General features: G+C 70.9%; 18 protein-coding genes. 12 read left to right on the top strand and 6 right to left on the bottom strand.

Translation table 11 applies throughout. From position 1 onward, the window contains the following. The first annotated feature begins 99 nt into the window (after window positions 1-99). From ACSJDX_RS11060 to mutM, 6 genes are all read left to right on the top strand, one after another. Window positions 100-2268, top strand: coding sequence for an ATP-dependent DNA helicase RecG (locus ACSJDX_RS11060; protein WP_438352731.1), 2169 nt, complete (start codon window positions 100-102; stop codon window positions 2266-2268). 42 nt (window positions 2269-2310) lie between these two features. Then, window positions 2311-2808, top strand: a complete 498-nt coding sequence (gene coaD, locus ACSJDX_RS11065) for a pantetheine-phosphate adenylyltransferase (RefSeq protein ID WP_438352732.1) — start codon at window positions 2311-2313, stop codon at window positions 2806-2808. A gap of 112 nt (window positions 2809-2920) precedes the next feature. Continuing rightward, entirely contained in the window at window positions 2921-3430 is a 510-nt protein-coding gene (locus ACSJDX_RS11070; protein ID WP_438354974.1) for a YceD family protein, read from the top strand. 2 nt (window positions 3431-3432) lie between these two features. Continuing rightward, window positions 3433-3642 (top strand): 50S ribosomal protein L32, encoded by a 210-nt coding sequence (rpmF, locus tag ACSJDX_RS11075; protein WP_147038560.1) that lies wholly within the window; start codon window positions 3433-3435, stop codon window positions 3640-3642. Between the two features lie 19 nt (window positions 3643-3661). Next, a complete protein-coding gene (gene rnc, locus ACSJDX_RS11080; RefSeq protein WP_438352733.1) occupies window positions 3662-4363 on the top strand; it encodes a ribonuclease III in 702 nt (233 codons plus the stop codon). A gap of 1 nt (window position 4364) precedes the next feature. After that, window positions 4365-5288 (top strand): bifunctional DNA-formamidopyrimidine glycosylase/DNA-(apurinic or apyrimidinic site) lyase, encoded by a 924-nt coding sequence (gene mutM, locus ACSJDX_RS11085; protein ID WP_438352734.1) that lies wholly within the window; start codon window positions 4365-4367, stop codon window positions 5286-5288. A 1-nt stretch (window position 5289) separates the two neighbouring features. Here the strand turns inward: mutM and ACSJDX_RS11090 are convergent, their stop codons facing one another. The 3 genes from ACSJDX_RS11090 to ACSJDX_RS11100 all read right to left on the bottom strand — a co-directional run bounded on the left by ACSJDX_RS11090 (window position 5290) and on the right by ACSJDX_RS11100 (window position 7844). Beyond that, window positions 5290-6384, bottom strand: coding sequence for a GNAT family N-acetyltransferase (locus tag ACSJDX_RS11090; protein WP_438352735.1), 1095 nt, complete (start codon window positions 6382-6384; stop codon window positions 5290-5292). Beyond that, the gene (locus tag ACSJDX_RS11095) at window positions 6377-7468 is read right to left on the bottom strand and encodes a GNAT family N-acetyltransferase (protein WP_438352736.1); all 1092 of its coding nucleotides are present in this window, start codon (window positions 7466-7468) and stop codon (window positions 6377-6379) included. Before ACSJDX_RS11095 ends, ACSJDX_RS11090 begins: the two co-directional genes overlap by 8 nt. Window positions 7469-7568: 100 nt before the next feature. Continuing rightward, complete coding sequence (locus tag ACSJDX_RS11100) at window positions 7569-7844, bottom strand: hypothetical protein (RefSeq protein WP_438352737.1); 276 nt, start codon at window positions 7842-7844, stop codon at window positions 7569-7571. A 567-nt stretch (window positions 7845-8411) separates the two neighbouring features. Here ACSJDX_RS11100 and smc point away from each other — a divergent pair. From smc to ACSJDX_RS11120, 4 genes are read left to right on the top strand one after another with little or no spacing between them, the layout of a single operon-like run. Continuing rightward, a complete protein-coding gene (gene smc / locus ACSJDX_RS11105) occupies window positions 8412-11960 on the top strand; it encodes a chromosome segregation protein SMC (RefSeq protein ID WP_438352738.1) in 3549 nt (1182 codons plus the stop codon). A gap of 15 nt (window positions 11961-11975) precedes the next feature. Next, window positions 11976-12848, top strand: a complete 873-nt coding sequence (gene ftsY, locus ACSJDX_RS11110) for a signal recognition particle-docking protein FtsY (RefSeq protein ID WP_438352739.1) — start codon at window positions 11976-11978, stop codon at window positions 12846-12848. Window positions 12849-12894: 46 nt separating this feature from the next. Continuing rightward, on the top strand, window positions 12895-13395 hold the full coding sequence (locus ACSJDX_RS11115) for a DUF2004 domain-containing protein (RefSeq protein WP_438352740.1): 501 nt from the start codon (window positions 12895-12897) through the stop codon (window positions 13393-13395). A 26-nt stretch (window positions 13396-13421) separates the two neighbouring features. Further along, window positions 13422-13859: an MSMEG_6728 family protein gene (locus ACSJDX_RS11120; RefSeq protein WP_438352741.1), complete on the top strand. Its 438-nt coding sequence runs from the start codon at window positions 13422-13424 to the stop codon at window positions 13857-13859. Window positions 13860-13890: 31 nt separating this feature from the next. Here the strand turns inward: ACSJDX_RS11120 and lipA are convergent, their stop codons facing one another. Continuing rightward, window positions 13891-14853, bottom strand: a complete 963-nt coding sequence (gene lipA / locus ACSJDX_RS11125) for a lipoyl synthase (protein WP_438354975.1) — start codon at window positions 14851-14853, stop codon at window positions 13891-13893. Between the two features lie 26 nt (window positions 14854-14879). After that, window positions 14880-15518, bottom strand: coding sequence for a lipoyl(octanoyl) transferase LipB (lipB, locus tag ACSJDX_RS11130; RefSeq protein ID WP_438352742.1), 639 nt, complete (start codon window positions 15516-15518; stop codon window positions 14880-14882). Between the two features lie 87 nt (window positions 15519-15605). Here lipB and ACSJDX_RS11135 point away from each other — a divergent pair, with 87 nt between their 5' ends. Beyond that, window positions 15606-16589, top strand: coding sequence for a TetR family transcriptional regulator (locus tag ACSJDX_RS11135; protein WP_438352743.1), 984 nt, complete (start codon window positions 15606-15608; stop codon window positions 16587-16589). A 146-nt stretch (window positions 16590-16735) separates the two neighbouring features. Continuing rightward, the gene (ffh, locus tag ACSJDX_RS11140; protein ID WP_438352744.1) at window positions 16736-18292 is read left to right on the top strand and encodes a signal recognition particle protein; all 1557 of its coding nucleotides are present in this window, start codon (window positions 16736-16738) and stop codon (window positions 18290-18292) included. Window positions 18293-18299: 7 nt separating this feature from the next. Here the strand turns inward: ffh and ACSJDX_RS11145 are convergent, their stop codons facing one another. Continuing rightward, window positions 18300-19031: an SGNH/GDSL hydrolase family protein gene (locus tag ACSJDX_RS11145; RefSeq protein ID WP_438352745.1), complete on the bottom strand. Its 732-nt coding sequence runs from the start codon at window positions 19029-19031 to the stop codon at window positions 18300-18302. Between the last annotated feature and the right edge of the window lie 29 nt (window positions 19032-19060).

Here is a 19060-nt window from a genome sequence, read left to right on the forward strand (position 1 = left end):
AGGGGACCCGGAACGTCGGGTCGGGCCGGCGTGGGACGACGAACCGCGTCCCCTCGCGAGGAGAAGGTGGGGCGTCGGGGCGCGGCCTATGCTCGGAGCATGCCGGAAGTGTCCCTCGAGTCGCGCCTGGACGGCGTCGTCGGGGGCAAGACGGCCGCGACCCTGGAGCGCGCCTTCGACATGCGCACGGTCGGCGACGCGCTCGCCCACTACCCGCGCCGGTACGCGCGCCGCGGCGAGTTGACACCCATCTCCTCGCTGCCGTTGGGAGAGCCGGTCACGATCGTCGCGGAGGTGCGACGATCGTCGGAACGGCGCATGCAGAACCGCAAGGGCTCGCTGCTGGAGGTCGTGATCAGCGACGGCCACGGCGAGCTGTCGCTCACGTTCTTCAACCAGGCGTGGCGGATGAAGGACCTGCAGCCCGGGCGCCGGGGGATCTTCTCGGGCAAGGTGGGGGAGTACCGCGGCGCGAAGCAGCTCGCCCACCCCGACTACGAGCTGTTCGACGACGAGGAGCAGGCGCGCCTGACGGCGGAGGCGAACGCCAACCTGCCGATCCCGATCTATCCGGCCACCAGCACCGTGGCGAGCTGGCAGTTCACCAAGATCGTCGCCCTCGTGCTCGACGCCCTCGGCGCGGTACCCGACCCGCTCCCCGACGAGTTCCGGGCGCGGCGCGGCCTGCTCGATGCCCGCAGCGCCATCGAGCGCATCCACCGCCCCGACTTCGAGGATCAGATCGAACCGGCTCGCGAGACTCTGCGCATGCACGAGGCGTTCGTCCTGCAGGCCGCCCTCCTGCAGCAGCGGCAGTTCGTCCGCGCCCTGTCCGCGACCGCGCGACCGTCCCGGAACGGCGGGCTGCTGGCGCGCTTCGACGCAGGGCTCCCGTTCGAGCGCACCCCCGACCAGGTCTCCGTCGGCGACCGCGTCGAGCGCGACATGGTCGGCGACTGGCCGATGAACCGGCTCGTGCAGGGGGAGGTCGGCTCGGGCAAGACGCTCGTCGCCCTGCGCGCGATGCTGCAGGTCGCCGAGAGCGGCGGGCAGTCGGCCCTCATCGCCCCGACCGAGGTGCTGGCGGCGCAGCACGTGCGCTCGATCGCCCGCATGCTGGGGCCGAAGCTCGCGCCCGAGCTCATGCCGACGCTGCTCACCGGACAGCTCCCCGCGGCCGAGCGCCGGAAGGCGGCGCTGCGCGCAGCCTCGGGGCAGTCGCTCATCGTGGTCGGCACCCACGCGCTCCTGAGCGAATCGACGACGTTCGCCGACCTCGGACTCGTCGTGGTCGACGAGCAGCACCGCTTCGGCGTCGAGCAGCGCGAGGTGCTGCGCTCCAAGGGCATGGCGCCGCACGCGCTGGTGCTCACGGCGACACCGATTCCCCGCACCGTCGCGATGACCGTGTTCGGGGACCTCGACGTGTCCACCATCCGCACGCTCCCCGCCGGGCGTGCCGGCATCCAGAGCTTCGTCGCGCCCCTCGCCGAGAAGCCGGCCTGGTTCGCGCGCGTCTGGGACCGCATCGCCGAAGAGGTCGGCAAGGGGCACCAGGCCTTCGTCGTGTGCGCGGCGATCGACGCCGAGGCATCCGTGGCCGACGACACCGACGACGAGGTCGTCGAATCCGTCGAGGGCGAGCAGACCCGCACCCGGTGGGGTGTCGTGCAGGCGGCCGACATGCTGTCGAGGCATCCGTCGTATGCATCGATCCGTGTCGAGATCCTGCACGGCAAGATGCCCTCCGAGCAGAAGGATGCGGTCATGCAGGCGTTCGCGCGCGGCGAGATCGACGTGCTCGTGGCGACCACGGTGGTGGAGGTGGGCGTCGACGTGCCGAACGCGTCGACGATGGCCATCCTCGAGGCCGACCGGTTCGGCGTCTCGCAGCTTCACCAGCTGCGTGGCCGCGTCGGTCGGGGGGAGGTGCCCGGGCTGTGCCTGCTGGTCACCGAGGCCGCCCTCGGAACTCCGGCCCGCGACCGGGTCGACGCTGTCGCGGCGACCACCGACGGTTTCGAGCTCGCCGAGGTCGATCTCACACTCCGCGGCGAGGGCGACGTGCTCGGCGACGCGCAGTCGGGCGCGCGCTCGTCTCTGCGGCTGCTGCGGGTGGTGAAGGATGCCGACCTCATCGCCGACGCCCGCGCCGAGGCCGAGCGGGTCCTCGAGGCCGATCCGGCACTCCAGCGCCACCGCGGGCTCGCGGCGGCGATCGAGCGTCGGGTGACCTCGACCGAGCGCGCGGCGCTCGCGAAGAACTGACGCACAGCGGATCCATACCGAGGGCCTGGCTAGGCTGGTCACATGAACAGCCGGATCGCCGTCGTTCCCGGATCCTTCGATCCGCCGACCCTCGGTCACCTCGACGTGATCCGTCGTGCGGCCTCGCTCTACGACCAGCTGCATGTGCTGGTCGTGCACAACCCCGGCAAGGAGGCGATGCTGCCGCTGGCGCAGCGACTCGCCCTGCTGGAGCAGTCCATCGACGAGAGCGACATCGACGGCGACGTGATCGTCGCGTCGTGGAGCATGGGGCTGCTGGTGGACTACGCGACCGACGTGAACGCGGGAGTGCTCGTCAAGGGCATCCGCTCGCAGGTCGACGTCGCCTACGAGACGCCGATGGCGATCGTCAACCGCCACCTGGCTCACGTCGAGACGGTCTTCCTGCTTCCCGATCCCGCCCACGCTCTGGTCTCGAGCTCGCTCGTGCGCCAGGTCGCCGGACTCGGGGGCGACGTGTCTCCGTTCGTCCCGCCCGCCGTCGCGCGCTTCCTCGATCCCGAGCGTCGCAGCGCCTGAGCACGGTCGGCGCCCTCACGGCGGGGCGCCGGTACGATGGTCCCTCGTGAGACGGCATCGACCAGGACCTTTCGCGCTGCATGTGCGCGACATCGTGCAACGCCCCGGCGAGATGCGGGAGTTCGAGATCGAAGTGCCCGCGCCCGAGAAATGGGGTGAGGGACTCGTGGCGGTCCCGCAGGGCGACCCGATCGAGATCGACGCCCGCGCGGAGTCCGTGCACGAGGGCATCCTCGTGTCCGGCACTGCGGCGGCGGAGTACGTCGGCGTCTGCGGCCGGTGCCTCACCGACATCGCCCGGCCCGTCGAAGTCGAGTTTCAGGAGCTTTTCGCGTATCCTGGTGAAGAGACATCTGACTTCGAGGTTCAAGACGACCACGTGGATCTTGAAACTCTGGTCAGGGATGCGATGGTCCTGTCGCTTCCGTTTCAACCGGTGTGTCAGCCGGACTGCCCCGGGCTCGACCCGATCACGGGTGAGCGGCTGACCTCTACCGCCGGCACAGAGCAGCGCGAGCCTCTCGATCCACGATGGGCCGCGCTCCAGGACTACACACAGACCCCGACGACGAAGACGGCGCCCCGCGCCGCCGATATCGTCGAGAACACAGAAGAGAGCTAGTCATGGCAGGTAACCCCCCGAAGCGGAAAGTCTCCCGTTCCAACACCCGCTCGCGCCGCGCGCAGTGGAAGGCGGAGCCCACCGCCCTGGTGAAGACGGTCGAGAACGGCAAGGTCGTCTACAGCCGTCCGCACCAGGCCAAGGTCGTGACCGACTCGCAGGGCACCGAGCTGTTCCTGGAGTACAAGGGCCGCAAGGTCGCCGACGTCTGATCCGCCGTACCGGCAGATCGTGACCGACGTCACCGCAGAAGACGCCGCTCCGGCGGGTCTCACCGACAAGCTCGGGGTCGACATCGACCCCGAGCTTCTGTCGCTGGCGCTGACGCACCGGTCGTGGGCGTACGAGCACGGTCAGGGTCCGCACAACGAGCGCCTCGAGTTCCTCGGCGACTCGGTGCTCGGGCAGGCGGTGACGGTGCGACTGTTCACCGCGCACCCCGAACTGGAAGAAGGCGCCCTCGCCAAGCGCCGCGCCAGCGTCGTCTCGACGATCGCCCTCGCCGAGGTCGCCCGCACCATCGGGCTGGGTGATCACATCTTCCTCGGTCGCGGCGAGGATCAGACCGGCGGACGCGACAAGGACTCCATCCTCGCCGACACCATGGAAGCGGTGATCGGCGCCACGTTCCTGTCGGCGGGCCCGGATGCTGCGACCGCCCTGGTTCTGCGACTGGTCGAACCCCTGCTCGCCGACCCCGAGCGCCACGGAGCCGCGATGGACCCGAAGACGAGCCTGCAGGAGCTCGCCGCCCGCACCGGGGTCGGCCCGCCGACCTACTCGATCGAGTCCGCGGGACCCGACCACGACCGACGGTTCACCGCCACCGTCCGGGTCGGAGAGGTCGCCGCGGAGGGGGTCGGGTCGAGCAAGAAGCAGGCCGAGATGGCCGCGGCGCTCCTCGCCTGGCGGACCCTCAGCAGCCGGGCCTGACGTGCCCGAGCTTCCCGAGGTCGAGGTCGTCCGCGCCGGCCTTCAGCCGGCTGTCGCCGGAGCCACCGTCCTCGGCGTGACCGTCCTCGACGAGCGGGCGCTGATCCGGCACTCCGGCAGCGGAGCGCAGTTCGAGCAGGCACTGACCGGCCGCCGTCTCACCGGCGCCGCGCGCCGCGGGAAGTTCCTCTGGCTGCCCCTCGACGAGCCGGGCGCCCAGCCCGTGCACGCCGTCGTCGGTCATCTGGGAATGAGCGGACAGCTGCTGCTGCGCGCTCCGGGTGCACCGGCCGAGCGGCATGAGCGCGTCCGCATCGATATCGCCCATCCCGTCCACGGCGAGCTCGCGGTGGTCTTCGCCGATCAGCGCACGTTCGGCTCCCTCGCGATCGACCCGCTCGTCGCCACGCCCGACGGGGCTCCCGGCGGCTGGGGCACCGACGCGGCATCCGTCCCCGGTCAGGTCGCGCACATCGCCCGCGACCCGCTCGACGCGGCGTTCGACGAGCGGCGGTTCCGCGCTGCGCTCGCGGCGAAGAACTCGGCCGTCAAACGGGTGCTGCTCGATCAGAGCACGGTGAGCGGCATCGGCAACATCTACGCCGACGAGGCGCTGTGGGCGGCGCGCGTGCACCCCGAGACCGTCGCCGCGACGCTGTCGACGCGTACCGTGCACCGCATCCTCGCCGAGGTGCGCGCAGTGCTCGACAGGGCACTGGCCGAAGGCGGCACGAGCTTCGACGCGCAGTACGTCAACGTCAACGGGCAGGCCGGCTACTTCGCGCACTCCTTGAACGCCTACGGCCGCACGGGCCAGCCGTGCGGCCGCTGCGGACGTCCGATCGTGCGCGTGTCGTTCATGAACCGCTCGAGCCACTACTGCCCGCACTGCCAGAGGATGCCTCGTCCCGCGGCATCCGCCTGAGTCAGGCGGCGCCGAGGTCGAGCACCTTCTTCCACGCGCCGGCGTACGATGCCGGCACGAACCCGATGGCCTCGTTGATGTCGAGCATCGGACGGTTCTCCTCGGCGTTGAACGTCGAGATGCGCGGGCTCCCGGGCACGAGATCCCGCCAGCGCAGGATGTTCGCGCACTTCACGATCGTGCCGAGCCGGTGACCGCGATGCTCCTTCAGCACGAGCGTGCCCCACTGGTGGGTCGTCGCGCCGGGGTCGGCGCTCACGGCGAGTTCGTTGTACGCCACGATCGACCCGGTCGGCACGTGCTCGACGGCCGCGATCGACACCGTCATCCCGCTCGCGGCGAGGCGTGCGTCGCGTCGTTCGACACGATCGACGTCCCAGACCTCCTCCGCCCACTCGAGGTCGCCCGAGGGGACGTCGGTGGACATGCGCGACACGGTGTATCCGAAGCTCGCCGCGAGATGCGGAGGTGTCGGGCTGGTCCACTCGACGCGCCGGTAGTCGGCGCCCGCGGCGCGTTCCGCCTCCGCGAGACGGAGCGCGACCTCGTCCAGCGGCTGGGCGAGGTCGAGCGTGCTGTTGCGCTCGACCTGCTCGAGGGTGAACCCCGCAGCGAGCAGCAATCGCGACTGACGGTCGTCGGCGGGTACCGATCCCCATCCGGTTCCCGGCACCAGCGGGTCGGCGGGAGTCCCCGCGCGATGCAGTGTGTAGCACTGGATCACCGGGATGCCGCGGCTGCGCGCCTCGTCCTCCACCACCGCGAGCAGAGCCTGCTCGATGCCGTCGCCCCAGCGATCCGGATGCACCAGGTGCTCGAACTCGAGGCTGCGGTTGCCCTCGGCGTGCGGGATCGAGATCGTGACGACGCCGACGACGTCGCCGTCGCGTTCCGCCGCGTAGCCGACCTGGGTGCGATCCTTCTGGTCCTGCCACCCGGGGAGGATCTCCTCGGGTGTCTGGTCGAAGTCCGTCAGCCCGGATTCGTGTCGGCACACGAGCGTGCCCAGCGAGGCGATCGCGCGGAACAGGCGCGCGTCGGGTGCGTCGAGGCTGTCGGGCACCGGGATGCGCGTGATCGTGAGCGTCTCAGTCATCGAGCACCTTCTTCCAGGCGCCCTCGTAGGCGATCGGTGCGAACCCGATCGTCTCGTTGATGTCGAGCATCGGACGGTTCTCCTCTGCGTTGTAGGTGAGGACACGGGGTGAGTCGGGGGCGATCGCGCGCCAGGCGCGGAGGTTCTCGCACTTGACGAGCATGCCGAGGCGGTGACCGCGATGCTCCTTCAGCACGAGGGTGTCCTCCTGCTGGGTCGCGCGTGTGCGGTCCTTCCCGATCACCAGCTCGTTGAACGCGCACAGCTCGCCGGTGGCGATGTGCTGCGCCGCGGTCACGTGCAGGACGCGCCCGGCATCGATGTACAGGGCGTCGTGCCGGGCGACGCGCGCGGCATCCCACACCTCCTCGTCGAACTCCATCGCGGCCGACGGCGCGTCGGTGATCATCCGCGATTTCATCCAGCCGTAGCCGGCCACGAACTCGGGAGGAGTCGGCGCCTGCCATTGCACGACGCGGTAGTCCGTCGAGGCGGCACGCGCCTCGGCGGCGAGACGGTCGACCGTCTCGAACGAGCCGCCGAGGTCGAAGGCGCTGTTGCGCTCGATCTGCTCCAGCGCGTACCCGTGGCGGAGGAAGAAACGGGCGATGTGATCGCGCGGGATGCTGCCGTACCGGGTCGGCGGATCCAGCCGCGGTCCGGGCGCATCGGGGTGCTCGGCCCATGCCTGCAGCACCGTGCGTCCGAACGAGCGCGCGGTCTGCTCGACCAGAGCGTGGGCGGCGGAGCCGATGCCCTGGCTCCAGGCATCCCGCCGCAGCTCGATCAGCCAGAAGGCGACTTTGGATCCCTTCTCGAGCGGGATGTCCACCCCGGCGCGACCGACCGGACGCCCATCGTGCAGCACGAGCCACAGGTGGCGGATCTGGTAGTCGTCGGGCGCGTAGAACGGCAGCAGCTCCTCGGCGGGCAGCGCATGGTCGTCGTGCCCGGAGATCTCGCGGTAGACGATGTTGCGCAGCTGGGTGAGCGTGCGGAAATCGGCCGCGTCGGCGGAGTCGTCGAGCGTGGCAGGGATCGTCAGGAGCCGGAACTCGAGGCCGGCGGGGGCGATGGTCGACATCGTACGTCTTTCGTGGAGGCGGATCAGCGGGGGAGGATTCGGGTTCCGCGCGCGGACCGGAGACGGGGCTCCGGTCCGCACGCGGTGTGCGGCGCCGGCATCAGCGCCACGCGCGCGTCGCCAGCAGGAGCTGGGCGTGCGCGACGTCGCGGTCGTACTGCTGCACGAGCTGCTCGTGCACGCGGCGTCGCTCGTGGTCGAGGCCGTCCTCGCGCCGGGCGGCGCGTCGGGCCGAGCCCAGCAGCAGCCACAGGCCGAGACGCAGTGACAGTCGGTCGGACAGGGTGCTGCGGTGGTCGAGCGCGGGAACCGCGACGTGGACGGTGTCGACCTCGGTCTGTTGGTGAGGGCGACGATGAAGGGTGGAGGTGTGCATGGTGATGCTCTTCCGGTGAGTGGCGGGTGGGCGGATGTGCCCGGAGGATGCCGCACGTCCGCGTCGCGACGCGGACGTCGGAACGGTGCGCCGAAGCGCGGCGGGCGGCGGGGAGGAGGATGCTGCGCGGGCCCCGAACGGGGGAGCGGAGCGGGCGGGACGCGTGCGACGCGGTCAGGCGATCGAGATCGCGGACCTGCGGCGGACGGAGTCCTCCTGCGCGGTGCCTAAGCGGTCGCGGCCGGGAAGGCGCAGAAGGAGTCGGTCACCCCGCCTGCGATTCCTGCGAACGGAACGCGGCTGACGTGCGCAGCGAGCGGGGCGAAGCCCTCGCGAACTGGCGTGCTGATGTTCGTCATCATGATGGTGACCTCCTTTCGACTTCTGACGCGAGCACCGACGGTAGCGCGCATCGCGGCGCTCGTCAAGGCGAACTCCCAGAACCGGTGGACGTCCGGGCGTGTCGACGGGCGCCGCGCGTCGTGCTCCTCCGGCTCGCCATCCCAGCGCTGGCGCGGATCTCGGGTACCGTGGGGCGATGATCCCCCGAGGTGGAAGGACGGCTGCATGTACCTGAAGAGCGTGACGCTCAAAGGGTTCAAGTCGTTCGCGCAGCCGACCACGTTCGCGCTGGAGCCCGGGGTGACCGCGATCGTCGGGCCCAACGGGTCGGGGAAGTCGAACGTCGTGGACGCGCTCGCCTGGGTGATGGGGGAGCAGGGCGCCAAGACGCTGCGCGGCGGCAAGATGGAGGACGTCATCTTCGCCGGAACCGCGACGCGGGGGCCGCTCGGCCGCGCGGAGGTGCAGCTCACGATCGACAACAGCGACGGTGCGCTGCCCATCGAGTACTCCGAGGTGACGATCAGCCGCACGCTGTTCCGCAACGGCGCGAGCGAGTACGCGATCAACGGCGACTCCTGTCGCCTGCTCGACGTGCAGGAGCTGCTGAGCGATTCGGGGCTCGGCCGCGAGATGCACGTCATCGTCGGTCAGGGGCGGCTCGACAGTGTGCTGCAGGCCTCCCCCGAGGATCGCCGTGGATTCATCGAGGAGGCGGCGGGCATCCTCAAGCACCGCCGCCGCAAGGAGAAGACCCTCCGCAAGCTGGAGGCGATGGAGTCCAACCTCACGCGCCTCAGCGACCTGGCGGGCGAACTGCGCCGGCAGCTGAAGCCGCTCGGGAGGCAGGCCGAGATCGCGCGCGAAGCCGCCACGATCGCCGCCGTCGTGCGCGATGCGAAGGCGCGGCTGTTCGCCGACGAGCTGGTGGGGCTCCGCACGGCGCTCGAGGGTCACGCCCGCAGCGAGCAGGAGCGTCACGCCGAACGCCTCGTGCTGCAGGACCGCGGCGAGAATCTCCGTGCGCGTATCGCCGCCCTCGAAGCCGATCAGCGCTCGGAAGCGGTCGACGCCGCTCGGGCGACCGCCTTCGCCCTGGAACGGGTGCAGGAGCGGCTCCGCGGTCTGTACACGCTGGCCGGGCAGCGCCTGGCGCTGCTGGGTGCCGACGACGACGCCGCGGTCGAGCACGTGACGGTCTCGCAGTCCGTGATCGATGCCGCCCGCGATGAGATCGACGAGATCGCGATGGGGCTGGGCGACGCGCAGGACGCCGCCCAGGCGGCATCCCGCGACGTCGTCCGCGCCAGGGCCGAGCTCGACGCGCTCGACACCGACATCGCCGCGCAGAGCGCCCTCGTCTCCGAGCACGACATGCGACTGACCGCCCTGCGCGGATCGGCGGAGGCCGCGGCATCCGCCCTCTCGGCCGTACAGACCGCCGTCGAGCGTCAGCAGCGCGCACTGGACGCGGCGACCGAACGCCGCGCACAGGCGGAGGAGGAGCTGGCCGCCGCCAACCCCGACCTGGTGCCTGAGGAGTCGTCGGCCGAGCACGCCGCCGAGTACGAGCGCGCACAGCGCGAGTCCGCCGACACCGAGTCGGCCGTGGGCTCGCTCCGCGAGCGCCTGCACGCGGCCGAGCGCGAGGCCGAGGCGCTCACCGCCCAGGCCCGCGCACTCGGGCGCGCTCTCGAGGTGAAGAACGGCGCGACGGAGCTGATCGACCGGGGCGCCGTGGGGGTGCAGGGCATCGTGGGCGACACGGTGCAGGTCACTCCGGGTTACGAGGCGGCGATCGCCGCCGTGCTCGGCCCGCTGGCCGAGGGCGTCCTCGTCGACGACCGCGCGCATGCCGTCGCCGTGGCCCGGAGCCTGCGCGGAGGAGACCTCGGAGTGGTCGACCTCGTGATCGCCGATGGGCCGCCGGAGCGGGCCGCGCTGCCCGATATCGCGGGTGTCGTGCCCGCACTGTCGGTGGTCTCGGCGCCCGACGGCGTGCGCGGCATCCTGTCGTTCGTCGCGATCGCCGACGACCTCGACGCGGCCGCCGCGGCGGTCGCCCGGTACGGCGATGCCTCGACGGGAGGGCCCGTCACGGTCGTCACGCGCGACGGCGAGCTCGTCACCGAGCGCACGATCCGGGCCGGCTCGGGCACCGCACGATCCCGGCTCGAGCTGGCGGCGGAGCGGGATGCCGCGGCCGAGCGGCTCTCCGAGGTCACCGTCATCGCCGACTCGCTGCGCGAGGCGCTCGGCGAGAAGGTCGCGGCGCTCGGAGCGGCGCGGCACCGCACGAAGTCGTCGCTCGAAGCGCTCCGTGCCCACGATGCCGCTCTGGCCGCCCACGCCGAGAAGCTCAATCGGGCGACCGTGCGGCACGAGGCCGCCGTCGCCGAGTGCGATCGGCTCGCGGCGGGCCTCCGGCAGGCCGCGTCGGCGGTCGACGATGCCGCCGCCGCAGCGCAGTCCTCGCGGGATCGTCTCGCCGAGGCCGAGCAGGCCCCTCGCCCGATCCTCGACGCCTCGGCACGGGACGGACTGCTCGACGAGCTCGAGTCCACACGCGACGGCGAGATGCGCGCGCGACTGGAGGTCGAGACGCTCAAGGAGCGGGTGCGGGCCACCGAGGCACGCGTGGTCGCGCTCGAGCAGCAGCGGGAACGCGAGCGCGCCGCGGCCGAGGAGGCCGCGCGACGCGCGGTGATCCGGCGGATGCAGCGCGAGGTCGCCGCCGAGGTCGCCGGTCAGCTGCCCGCCCTGATGGACTCCGTCGACCGCTCCGTGACGCAGTCCCGCGTCGAGCTCGCGACGGCGGAGTCGGCACGCACCGCCCTCACGGCGGAGCTGGGCGAGCTGCGCCAGCAGGAGGCCGGGGTGCGCGAGCGCCTCGCCGGGCTCACCGAGAGCGTCCACGGTCTGGAACTGCAGATCCACGAGAAGCGGCTGCACGTGACGAGCCTGCTCGAGCGGGTGGGATCGGAGCTCGGCCTCGACGAGGACATTCTGATTGCGGAATACGGCCCGGATCAGGCGATCATGCCCGATGGTGAGATCGAGGACGACTCGGATGCCGCGGAAGGCATCCCCTTCGATCGTGCGGCCCAGCGTCGGCGGCTGCAGGACGCGGAGCGCAAGCTCGCGCAGCTCGGCCGGGTCAACCCGCTCGCCCTCGAGGAGTTCGCCGCGCTCGAACAGCGCCATGCGTTCCTCACGGAGCAGCTGGCCGATCTCACGCAGACGCGCCGCGACCTGATGACGATCATCGAGGAACTCGACGAGCGCATGCAGACGATCTTCCTCGCGGCGTTCGAGGACACCCGCGTCGCGTTCGGGGAGGTGTTCCCGATCCTGTTCCCCGGCGGCACCGGCAGCATCGCCCTCACCAAGCCGGACGAGCCGCTCACGACCGGTATCGAGGTCATGGTCCGTCCGGTCGGCAAGAAGATCGAGCGACTCTCGCTGCTGTCCGGCGGTGAGCGCTCGCTCGCCGCGGTGGCGCTGCTGACGGCGATCTTCAAGGCGCGCCCGAGCCCGTTCTACATCCTCGACGAGGTGGAGGCGGCCCTCGACGACGCGAACCTCGGCCGCCTGCTCGGTGTCTTCGAGCAGCTGCGGGTCTCGAGCCAGCTCATCGTCATCACCCATCAGAAGCGCACCATGGAGATCGCCGACGCCCTGTACGGCGTCTCGATGCGTCAGGACGGCGTGTCGGCGGTCGTCGGTCAGCGGGTCGTCGACCGCGCCGCCGAGCGCGAGCCCGTGGCGAGCTGACCGTAGGCTGGAGCCATGGCAGAGGGTTCCTGGTCGCTCGGACGCGCGCTGCGCAACGTGTTCGTCAAGCCGACGATCGACGAGACGACGTGGGACGACCTCGAGACCGCACTTCTCACCGCGGACTTCGGCCCCGACATCACCGAGCGCATCGTCGACGAGCTCCGCGAGAAGGTGGAGCGGTTCCGCACGACCGATCCCCGCGACCTCCAGCGCATGCTCAAAGAGACCCTCGAGGAGCATTTCGCCCAGTTCGACACGACGTTGAAGCTGACCGAGCGGCCCGCGGTCGTGCTCGTCGTCGGGGTCAACGGGGTCGGCAAGACCACAACGATCGGCAAGTTCGCGAACTTCCTGAAGCGCTACGACCGCTCCGTCGTGGTGGGCGCCGCAGACACCTTCCGTGCCGCCGCCGTCGACCAGCTCGCCACCTGGGCCGAACGCGGGGGAGCGGCCATCGTCCGGCCCCAGCAGGAAGGGCAGGACCCGGCATCCGTCGCCTTCCAGACGATCGACTACGCCAAGCGCACCGGCACGGAGATCGTGCTGGTAGACACCGCCGGCCGGCTCCACACCAAGGGCGGGCTCATGGACGAGCTCACCAAGATCCGCCGGGTGATCGAGAAGCAGGCGCCGATCAGCGAGGTGCTGCTGGTGCTGGACGCCACCACGGGTCAGAACGGCGTGATGCAGGCGCAGGCGTTCCTCGAGCACGCCGGGGTGACCGGGCTGGTGCTCACCAAGCTCGACGGCTCCGCCAAGGGCGGCTTCGTGCTGGCGGTGCAGGAGAAGACCGGCATCCCCGTGAAGCTGCTCGGCCAGGGCGAGGGGATCGGGGATCTGACCGGCTTCACCCCCCACGTGTTCGCCGCCTCGCTGGTGGACTGAGCCCGCTCGACTACCGTCCGGGGCGCCGCCCTGGTTTCATGGGGGTATGGCGATCGAGCACGACTTCTTCGGACTCCTCGAATCCGGTCCGGACGGCTCCATCTTCTGGTCCGAGACGGTGGAGTTCGGCGACCAGACGGTGACGGTCGACCTCACCGCGCCCGATCAGGACGACGTGTCGCCGGCCGCGCTCGACGTCGCCGCGGCGATGGTGTCCTCGTTGGAGGGCATCGATCTCGCCGCCCGCAACGCCATGGTGTCCGAGCTCGACGACCGCACGAGCGAGGTGACCGAATACCTGCTCCAGCAGCAGGAGGCCCTCGGCACCGAGCTCGAGGAGCTGCTGGTGGACATCTCCGGCGACGTGCAGATCGACATCATCCGCTCGCTCCAGCTGATGAGCATGACGATCCTCGCCGACGAGCACGGCGGGTCGGATCCCTTCGCGGTGCTGGAGTACGCGCTCGATCCGGACGCCACGGACGACGTGCTGCTGGTGAACCTGTCATCCGACGGCGACGTGCAGTCGGTGACCAGTGCCGACTGACCTCGCCGGCGACTGAGTCGCGCCGCGTGCAGACGTTCCTGCCGTACCCGTCCTTCACCGGGTCCGCGTCGGTGCTCGACCCCGCCCGACTCGGCAAGCAGCGCGTCGAGACGTTCCAGCTGCTGCGGGCCAACACGATCCCCGACTACGGCTGGCGCCATCACCCCGCCGCGAAGATGTGGGCGGGGCATCTGCCGGCACTCGTCGCGTACGGACTGGCGATGACGGATGCCTGGACCGCGCTGGGGCACGCCGACACCCTACGCCCACAGCTCCTCGAGTTCGCGCCGGAGGCCGACGGGACGCCCCAGGACGAACTCGACCTGCCGGCGTGGCTCGGCGACGAGGCGTTCCACCTGTCGCATCGATCGAACCTCGTGCGCAAGGACCCGGTCTTTTACCGCCCCCTGTTCGGCGACATCCCCGACGACCTGCCCTACGTCTGGCCGGTCCCCGGTCGTTGAGCGCCTCTCCGCCCTCGAGCCCGTCGAAGGCTCACACGGCCTGGGCGAACCCCTGCTCGACGCCCTCGGCGATGTGCGCGAGGTGCGGCGGGATCTCGCGGCCCTTCGAGATCATCGACTGGGCCCACAGTCGCCCGGCGCGGTACGACGAGCGCACGAGGGGCCCGGCGAGGACGCCGAGGAAGCCGATCCGCTCGGCCTCCTCTTTGAACTCCACGAACTCCTGCGGCTTGACCCAGCGGGCGACCGGCAGATGGCGGGGGGTCGGACGCAGGTACTGCGTGATCGTGATGATGTCGGTGCCCGCGTCGTGGAGATCCTGCAGCGCCTGCACGACCTCTTCGGGCTCCTCGCCCATCCCGAGGATGAGGTTCGACTTCGTGATCAGTCCGAAATCGCGCGCCTGCGTCAGGACGTCCAGCGAGCGCTCGTAGCGGAACGCCGGGCGGATGCGCTTGAAGATGCGCGGCACCGTCTCGACGTTGTGCGCGAACACCTCGGGGCGGCTCGCGAACACCTCGTTCAGCAGCGTCGGATTGCCGGAGAAGTCCGTCGCGAGGATCTCGACGCCCGTCCCCGGATTCTCGGCGTGGATGCGCCGCACGGTCTCGGCATGCAGCCACGCGCCCTCGTCGGGGAGGTCGTCGCGGGCGACGCCGGTGACCGTCGCGTAGCGCAGCCGCATGCGGATGACGCTCTCGGCCACGCGGCGCGGCTCGTCGGTGTCGTAGTCCGCGGGCTTGCCCGTGTCGATCTGGCAGAAGTCGCAGCGACGCGTGCATTGCGACCCGCCGATGAGGAACGTGGCCTCGCGGTCCTCCCAGCACTCGAAGATGTTCGGGCAGCCGGCCTCCTGGCACACCGTGTGGAGGTCCTCGTCCTTCACGAGCTTGTGCAGCTCGGTGTACTCGGGGCCCATCTTCGCGCGGGTCTTGATCCACTCGGGCTTGCGCTCGATCGGCGTCGCGGCGTTGCGCACCTCGAGGCGCAGCATCCGTCGTCCGTCGGGTGCCGCGACGCTCACGCGAGCACTCCAGCGTAGGCGTTCCGGAAGACCCGCGCGACGGTCGGGAGGATGTCGCGGGGCGCGACGTCCGCTCCGACGACCTCGCTCACCGTGGTGACGCCCGCATCGGCGATGCCGCACGGGATGATGCCGCGGAACCCTGCCAGCGTGTTGTCGCAGTTGATCGCGAAGCCGTGCATCGTCACCCCCTTCTCGACGCGCACGCCGATCGCGGCGACCTTGTCCTCGGACAGCGGGCGACGCACCCAGACACCGCTGCGCCCCTCGACCTGATAGCCGTCGACGCCGTGCTCGCCGAGAGCCTCGATGAGCAGCCGCTCGATGCGCCGCACGTGGGCGACCACGTCGATGGGCTCGGGCAGGCGGACGATGGGATAGCCGACGAGCTGTCCCGGGCCGTGCCACGTGATCTTGCCGCCGCGATCCACGTCGATCACGGGCGTGCCGTCGACGGGGCGCTCGTGCGCCTCGGTGCGCTTGCCCGCGGTGTAGACGGCCTCGTGCTCCAGCACGACCATCGTGTCGGGTCGCGTGCCGGCCACGACGTCGGCGTGGATGCGGCGCTGCAGCTCCCACCCCTCGCGGTAGGGGACGAAGGCGGGGGCGAGTCCCGCGTCGTGGATCTGAAGCATCCGTGCTCCTCGCTCGTGACGATTGTTGGATCGCGTCCAACATTACGCCTGTCGTGCGTCGCGGTGCGCCTGCCTAGGGTGGAGGACGTGAACGATTCGCAGATCGGCCGTCCACGCGCCTCCTCTCGCGAGGTGCTGGCCGAAGCGGCGTGCGAGCTGTTCCTCGAGCAGGGGTACGACGCGACGTCCGTCGCCGACATCACCCGCCGCGCGGGCGTGAGCCGCTCGAGCTTCTTCAACTACTTCGGCTCGAAGGGCGACGTGCTGTGGGCGGCGCTCGACGAGCGGATCACCGCGTTCGTCGACGAGCTCCGGGAGGGCGGCGGGGCGGATGCCGCCGACGCCGTCCGCTCGGCGGTGCAGCGTCTCGGGGCGGGGTTCGCCCCGGACAGCCTGGCGCTGGCGATCGCGCACGCCGCCGCGATGGGGCTGGAGGACGAGCTCGAGCGCGAGGCGTCGCTGCGCCGCTCGCGGATCGGGCGGGCGGTCGCCGAGCGGCTGCGTGCCGGGGGAGCGGATGCCGTGACCGCGCAGGTCGCCGGTGCGGCCACCGGCGGAGCAGTGCTGGCCGCGATCGAGGCGTGGGCGACCGACGGCGCGGGGCACTCGTCGCTCGCGGATCGTCTGAACCAGGCGATGGATGCCGTAGCCCCGACGCTGGCGAGGCCGAGAACCGTGCGACAGCTCCGGGTGGTGGTGCGGGTGGAGGACATCGACACGGCCCTCGCCTTCTACCGCGATGCGCTCGGGCTCGAGCCGCAGGAGGCCTATCAGGGCGACGATGGGGCGCGCGTCGCGATCCTCGGCGCGGGTCGGGCGACGCTCGAACTCGCCAACCCCGCGCAGGTCGCGCTCATCGACGGCGTCGAGACGGACGGCGACGCGCCCAGCGACCCGATCCGCGTCGGGTTCGAGGTCGGGGACACGGTCGCGATGCTCGGTGCGCTGTCGGACGCAGGAGCCCGGGTGGAGGCATCCGCCCGCCTCACGCCGTGGCGTTCGCTCAACGCACGCCTCCGTGGCCCCGCCGGGCTGCAGGTGACGCTGTTCCAGGAGCTCGGCCCGGAGTGATTCCCGCACCCGCGGACTTCGGAGGTTCGCGCGGACTTCGGAGCGGGACCGCAGCGCGGCTCCGAACGTCGCGCGATTCTCCGAAGTCCGTCCTGAGGTGACGGAACGGCGGGGCGCGGCATCCGCTCCCGTAGAATCGGGGGATCATGGCGACTTTCGGCACACTCTCCGACCGGCTCACAGAGACCTTCCGCAATCTGCGGAAGAAGGGGCAGCTCACCCCGGCCGACGTCGACGGCACTGTCCGCGAGATCCGGCGAGCGCTGCTCGATGCGGACGTCGCGCTGCCGGTCGTCAAGGAGTTCACCGCCAAGGTGCGCGAGCGCGCGCTCGGCGACGAGGTCAACCGCGCGCTCAATCCTGCCCAGCAGGTCGTGCAGATCGTCAACGAGGAGCTCATCGCGATCCTCGGCGGACAGCAGCGACGCCTGCAGTTCGCCAAGACCGCGCCGACGGTGATCATGCTCGCGGGCCTCCAGGGCTCGGGCAAGACCACGTTCGCCGGCAAGCTCGCCAAGATGCTCGAGAAGGACGGCCACACTCCGCTCCTGGTCGCCGCCGACCTGCAGCGCCCGAATGCCGTCAACCAGCTCCAGGTCGTGGCGCAGCAGGCCGGCGCCGCCATCTACGCCCCGCAGCCGGGCAACGGCGTGGGCGACCCCGTGCAGGTCGCGCGCGACGGAGTGGAGACGGCCCGCCGTCAGCAGCACGACGTCGTCATCATCGACACCGCCGGTCGCCTAGGCGTCGACGCCGAGCTGATGAAGCAGGCGTCCGACATCCGCGAGGCGACCGATCCCGACGAGGTGCTGTTCGTCATCGACGCGATGATCGGACAGGATGCCGTCAACACGGCGAAGGCCTTCCAGGACGGCGTCGACTTCACCGGCGTCGTGCTCTCGAAGCTCGACGGCGACGCCCGTGGCGGTGCGGCCCTCTCGGTCGCCTCGGTCACCGGCCGGCCCATCATCTTCGCGTCGACCGGCGAGGGACTCGACGACCTCGAGGCCTTCCACCCCGACCGCATGGCGTCGCGCATCCTCGACCTCGGCGACATCCTGACCCTCATCGAGCAGGCGCAGAGCGCGTTCGACGAGGCGGAGGCGATGAAGGTCGCCGAGAAGCTCGCCACCGAGAGCTTCACGCTCGAGGACTTCCTCGAGCAGATGCAGCAGATGAAGAAGATGGGCTCGATGAAGAAGATGCTCGGGATGCTCCCGGGCATGGGCCAGATGAAGCAGCAGCTCGAGGACTTCGACGAGCGCGAGATCGACCGCACCGAGGCCATCATCCGCTCGATGACGCCGGGGGAGCGCCGCAACCCCAAGGTGCTCAACGGATCTCGGCGCCTGCGGATCGCGCGCGGCTCGGGCATGACGGTGACCGACGTGAACTCGCTCGTGAACCGGTTCGATCAGGCCGCGAAGATGATGAAGACGGTCGCCCGCGGCGGCGTGCCCAACATCCCCGGCATGGGGCCGGTGCCCGGGGCCGGGCGCCCGGGGGCGTCGTCGAAGCGCGGGAAGCAGCAGAAGGCGAAGGGGTCGCGCTCGGGCAACCCGGCCAAGCGCGCCGCGGAGAACGCCGGGGCGCCCGCGCCCGCCGTCGCCCCCACGGGCTCGGGCTTCGGACTGGGCGGAGCGAAGGGCGCGCCCACCGAGGCCGACCTCGCCGAGCTGCAGAAGCTCCTCGGCAAGGGCTGACCGGGCTTCAGAGGAGGATGCCGGCGTCCGTGAGCGCCTGCTGGATCGCGTCGCACAGCACGATCTGACCCGTGGGATCCGGATGCTCCAGATCCCACTGGAGCAGATCGTCGCGGCCCTGCAGCGGCTGGCCGATCGAGACGAAGTCGCCCCCCGCGTCGGTGACGGCCGCACGCAGCGCGTCGGAGCTCCACGTGATGGCCGCCGGATCGTCGAACGTCGGGTTCCACAGGGTGTTCAGCCCGACGATGCGTGCGTTCGGGAGCGCTTCGCGCAGCGCCGTGACGGTGGACGCCGTGGCCGCATCCAGGGTCGCCTGGGTCTCATCCATGTCGTTGTCGGAGGATTGCACGATCACCAGGTCGGGCTGGGCGGCGACGGCCTGGTCGATGAGCCCCGCGTAGTCGGTGCCGCAATCGCCGGCCACGACGAAGCCCGCGCCGCTGCAGCCGAGGTTGACCACCGTGTCGCCTGTGGCGGCCGCCAGCAGGGCCGGCCAGGCCTGAGAGGGGTCGTCCAGGCCGAAGCCGGCCATGATCGAATCGCCGATCGTGACGATCGTGCGCGGCGCCGTGGAGGTCGCCGCCATCGGAGCGACCGTCACGTCCGCGGTCGTCGTCGCGTCGGCGATCGGAGCGGTCGCGACACCCGCGGAACACGCCGTGCACACCAGCAGCAGAGCGCCGGCCACGCCGGATGCCAGCAGGGCTGTCTTGGCACGCAGGCGGGACGAGGTCACGGGCTCAGGGTACGCATCGGATCTGAGAG

This window comes from Microbacterium fluminis (genome assembly GCF_051549805.1).
Classification (GTDB): Bacteria; Actinomycetota; Actinomycetes; order Actinomycetales; family Microbacteriaceae; genus Microbacterium.

Bases quoted from the DNA above. Each gene is read 5' to 3' on its own strand.
- ACSJDX_RS11100 (WP_438352737.1), bottom strand. From the start codon at position 7,844: ATGCACACCTCCACCCTTCATCGTCGCCCTCACCAACAGACCGAGGTC.
- ftsY (WP_438352739.1), top strand. From the start codon at position 11,976: ATGGCAGAGGGTTCCTGGTCGCTCGGACGCGCGCTGCGCAACGTGTTC.
- ACSJDX_RS11090 (WP_438352735.1), bottom strand. From the start codon at position 6,384: ATGACTGAGACGCTCACGATCACGCGCATCCCGGTGCCCGACAGCCTC.
- lipA (WP_438354975.1), bottom strand. From the start codon at position 14,853: ATGCTGCGCCTCGAGGTGCGCAACGCCGCGACGCCGATCGAGCGCAAG.
- ACSJDX_RS11060 (WP_438352731.1), top strand. From the start codon at position 100: ATGCCGGAAGTGTCCCTCGAGTCGCGCCTGGACGGCGTCGTCGGGGGC.
- ACSJDX_RS11095 (WP_438352736.1), bottom strand. From the start codon at position 7,468: ATGTCGACCATCGCCCCCGCCGGCCTCGAGTTCCGGCTCCTGACGATC.
- coaD (WP_438352732.1), top strand. From the start codon at position 2,311: ATGAACAGCCGGATCGCCGTCGTTCCCGGATCCTTCGATCCGCCGACC.
- rpmF (WP_147038560.1), top strand. From the start codon at position 3,433: ATGGCAGGTAACCCCCCGAAGCGGAAAGTCTCCCGTTCCAACACCCGC.
- ACSJDX_RS11115 (WP_438352740.1), top strand. From the start codon at position 12,895: ATGGCGATCGAGCACGACTTCTTCGGACTCCTCGAATCCGGTCCGGAC.
- smc (WP_438352738.1), top strand. From the start codon at position 8,412: ATGTACCTGAAGAGCGTGACGCTCAAAGGGTTCAAGTCGTTCGCGCAG.
- lipB (WP_438352742.1), bottom strand. From the start codon at position 15,518: ATGCTTCAGATCCACGACGCGGGACTCGCCCCCGCCTTCGTCCCCTAC.
- ffh (WP_438352744.1), top strand. From the start codon at position 16,736: ATGGCGACTTTCGGCACACTCTCCGACCGGCTCACAGAGACCTTCCGC.
- ACSJDX_RS11070 (WP_438354974.1), top strand. From the start codon at position 2,921: ATGCGGGAGTTCGAGATCGAAGTGCCCGCGCCCGAGAAATGGGGTGAG.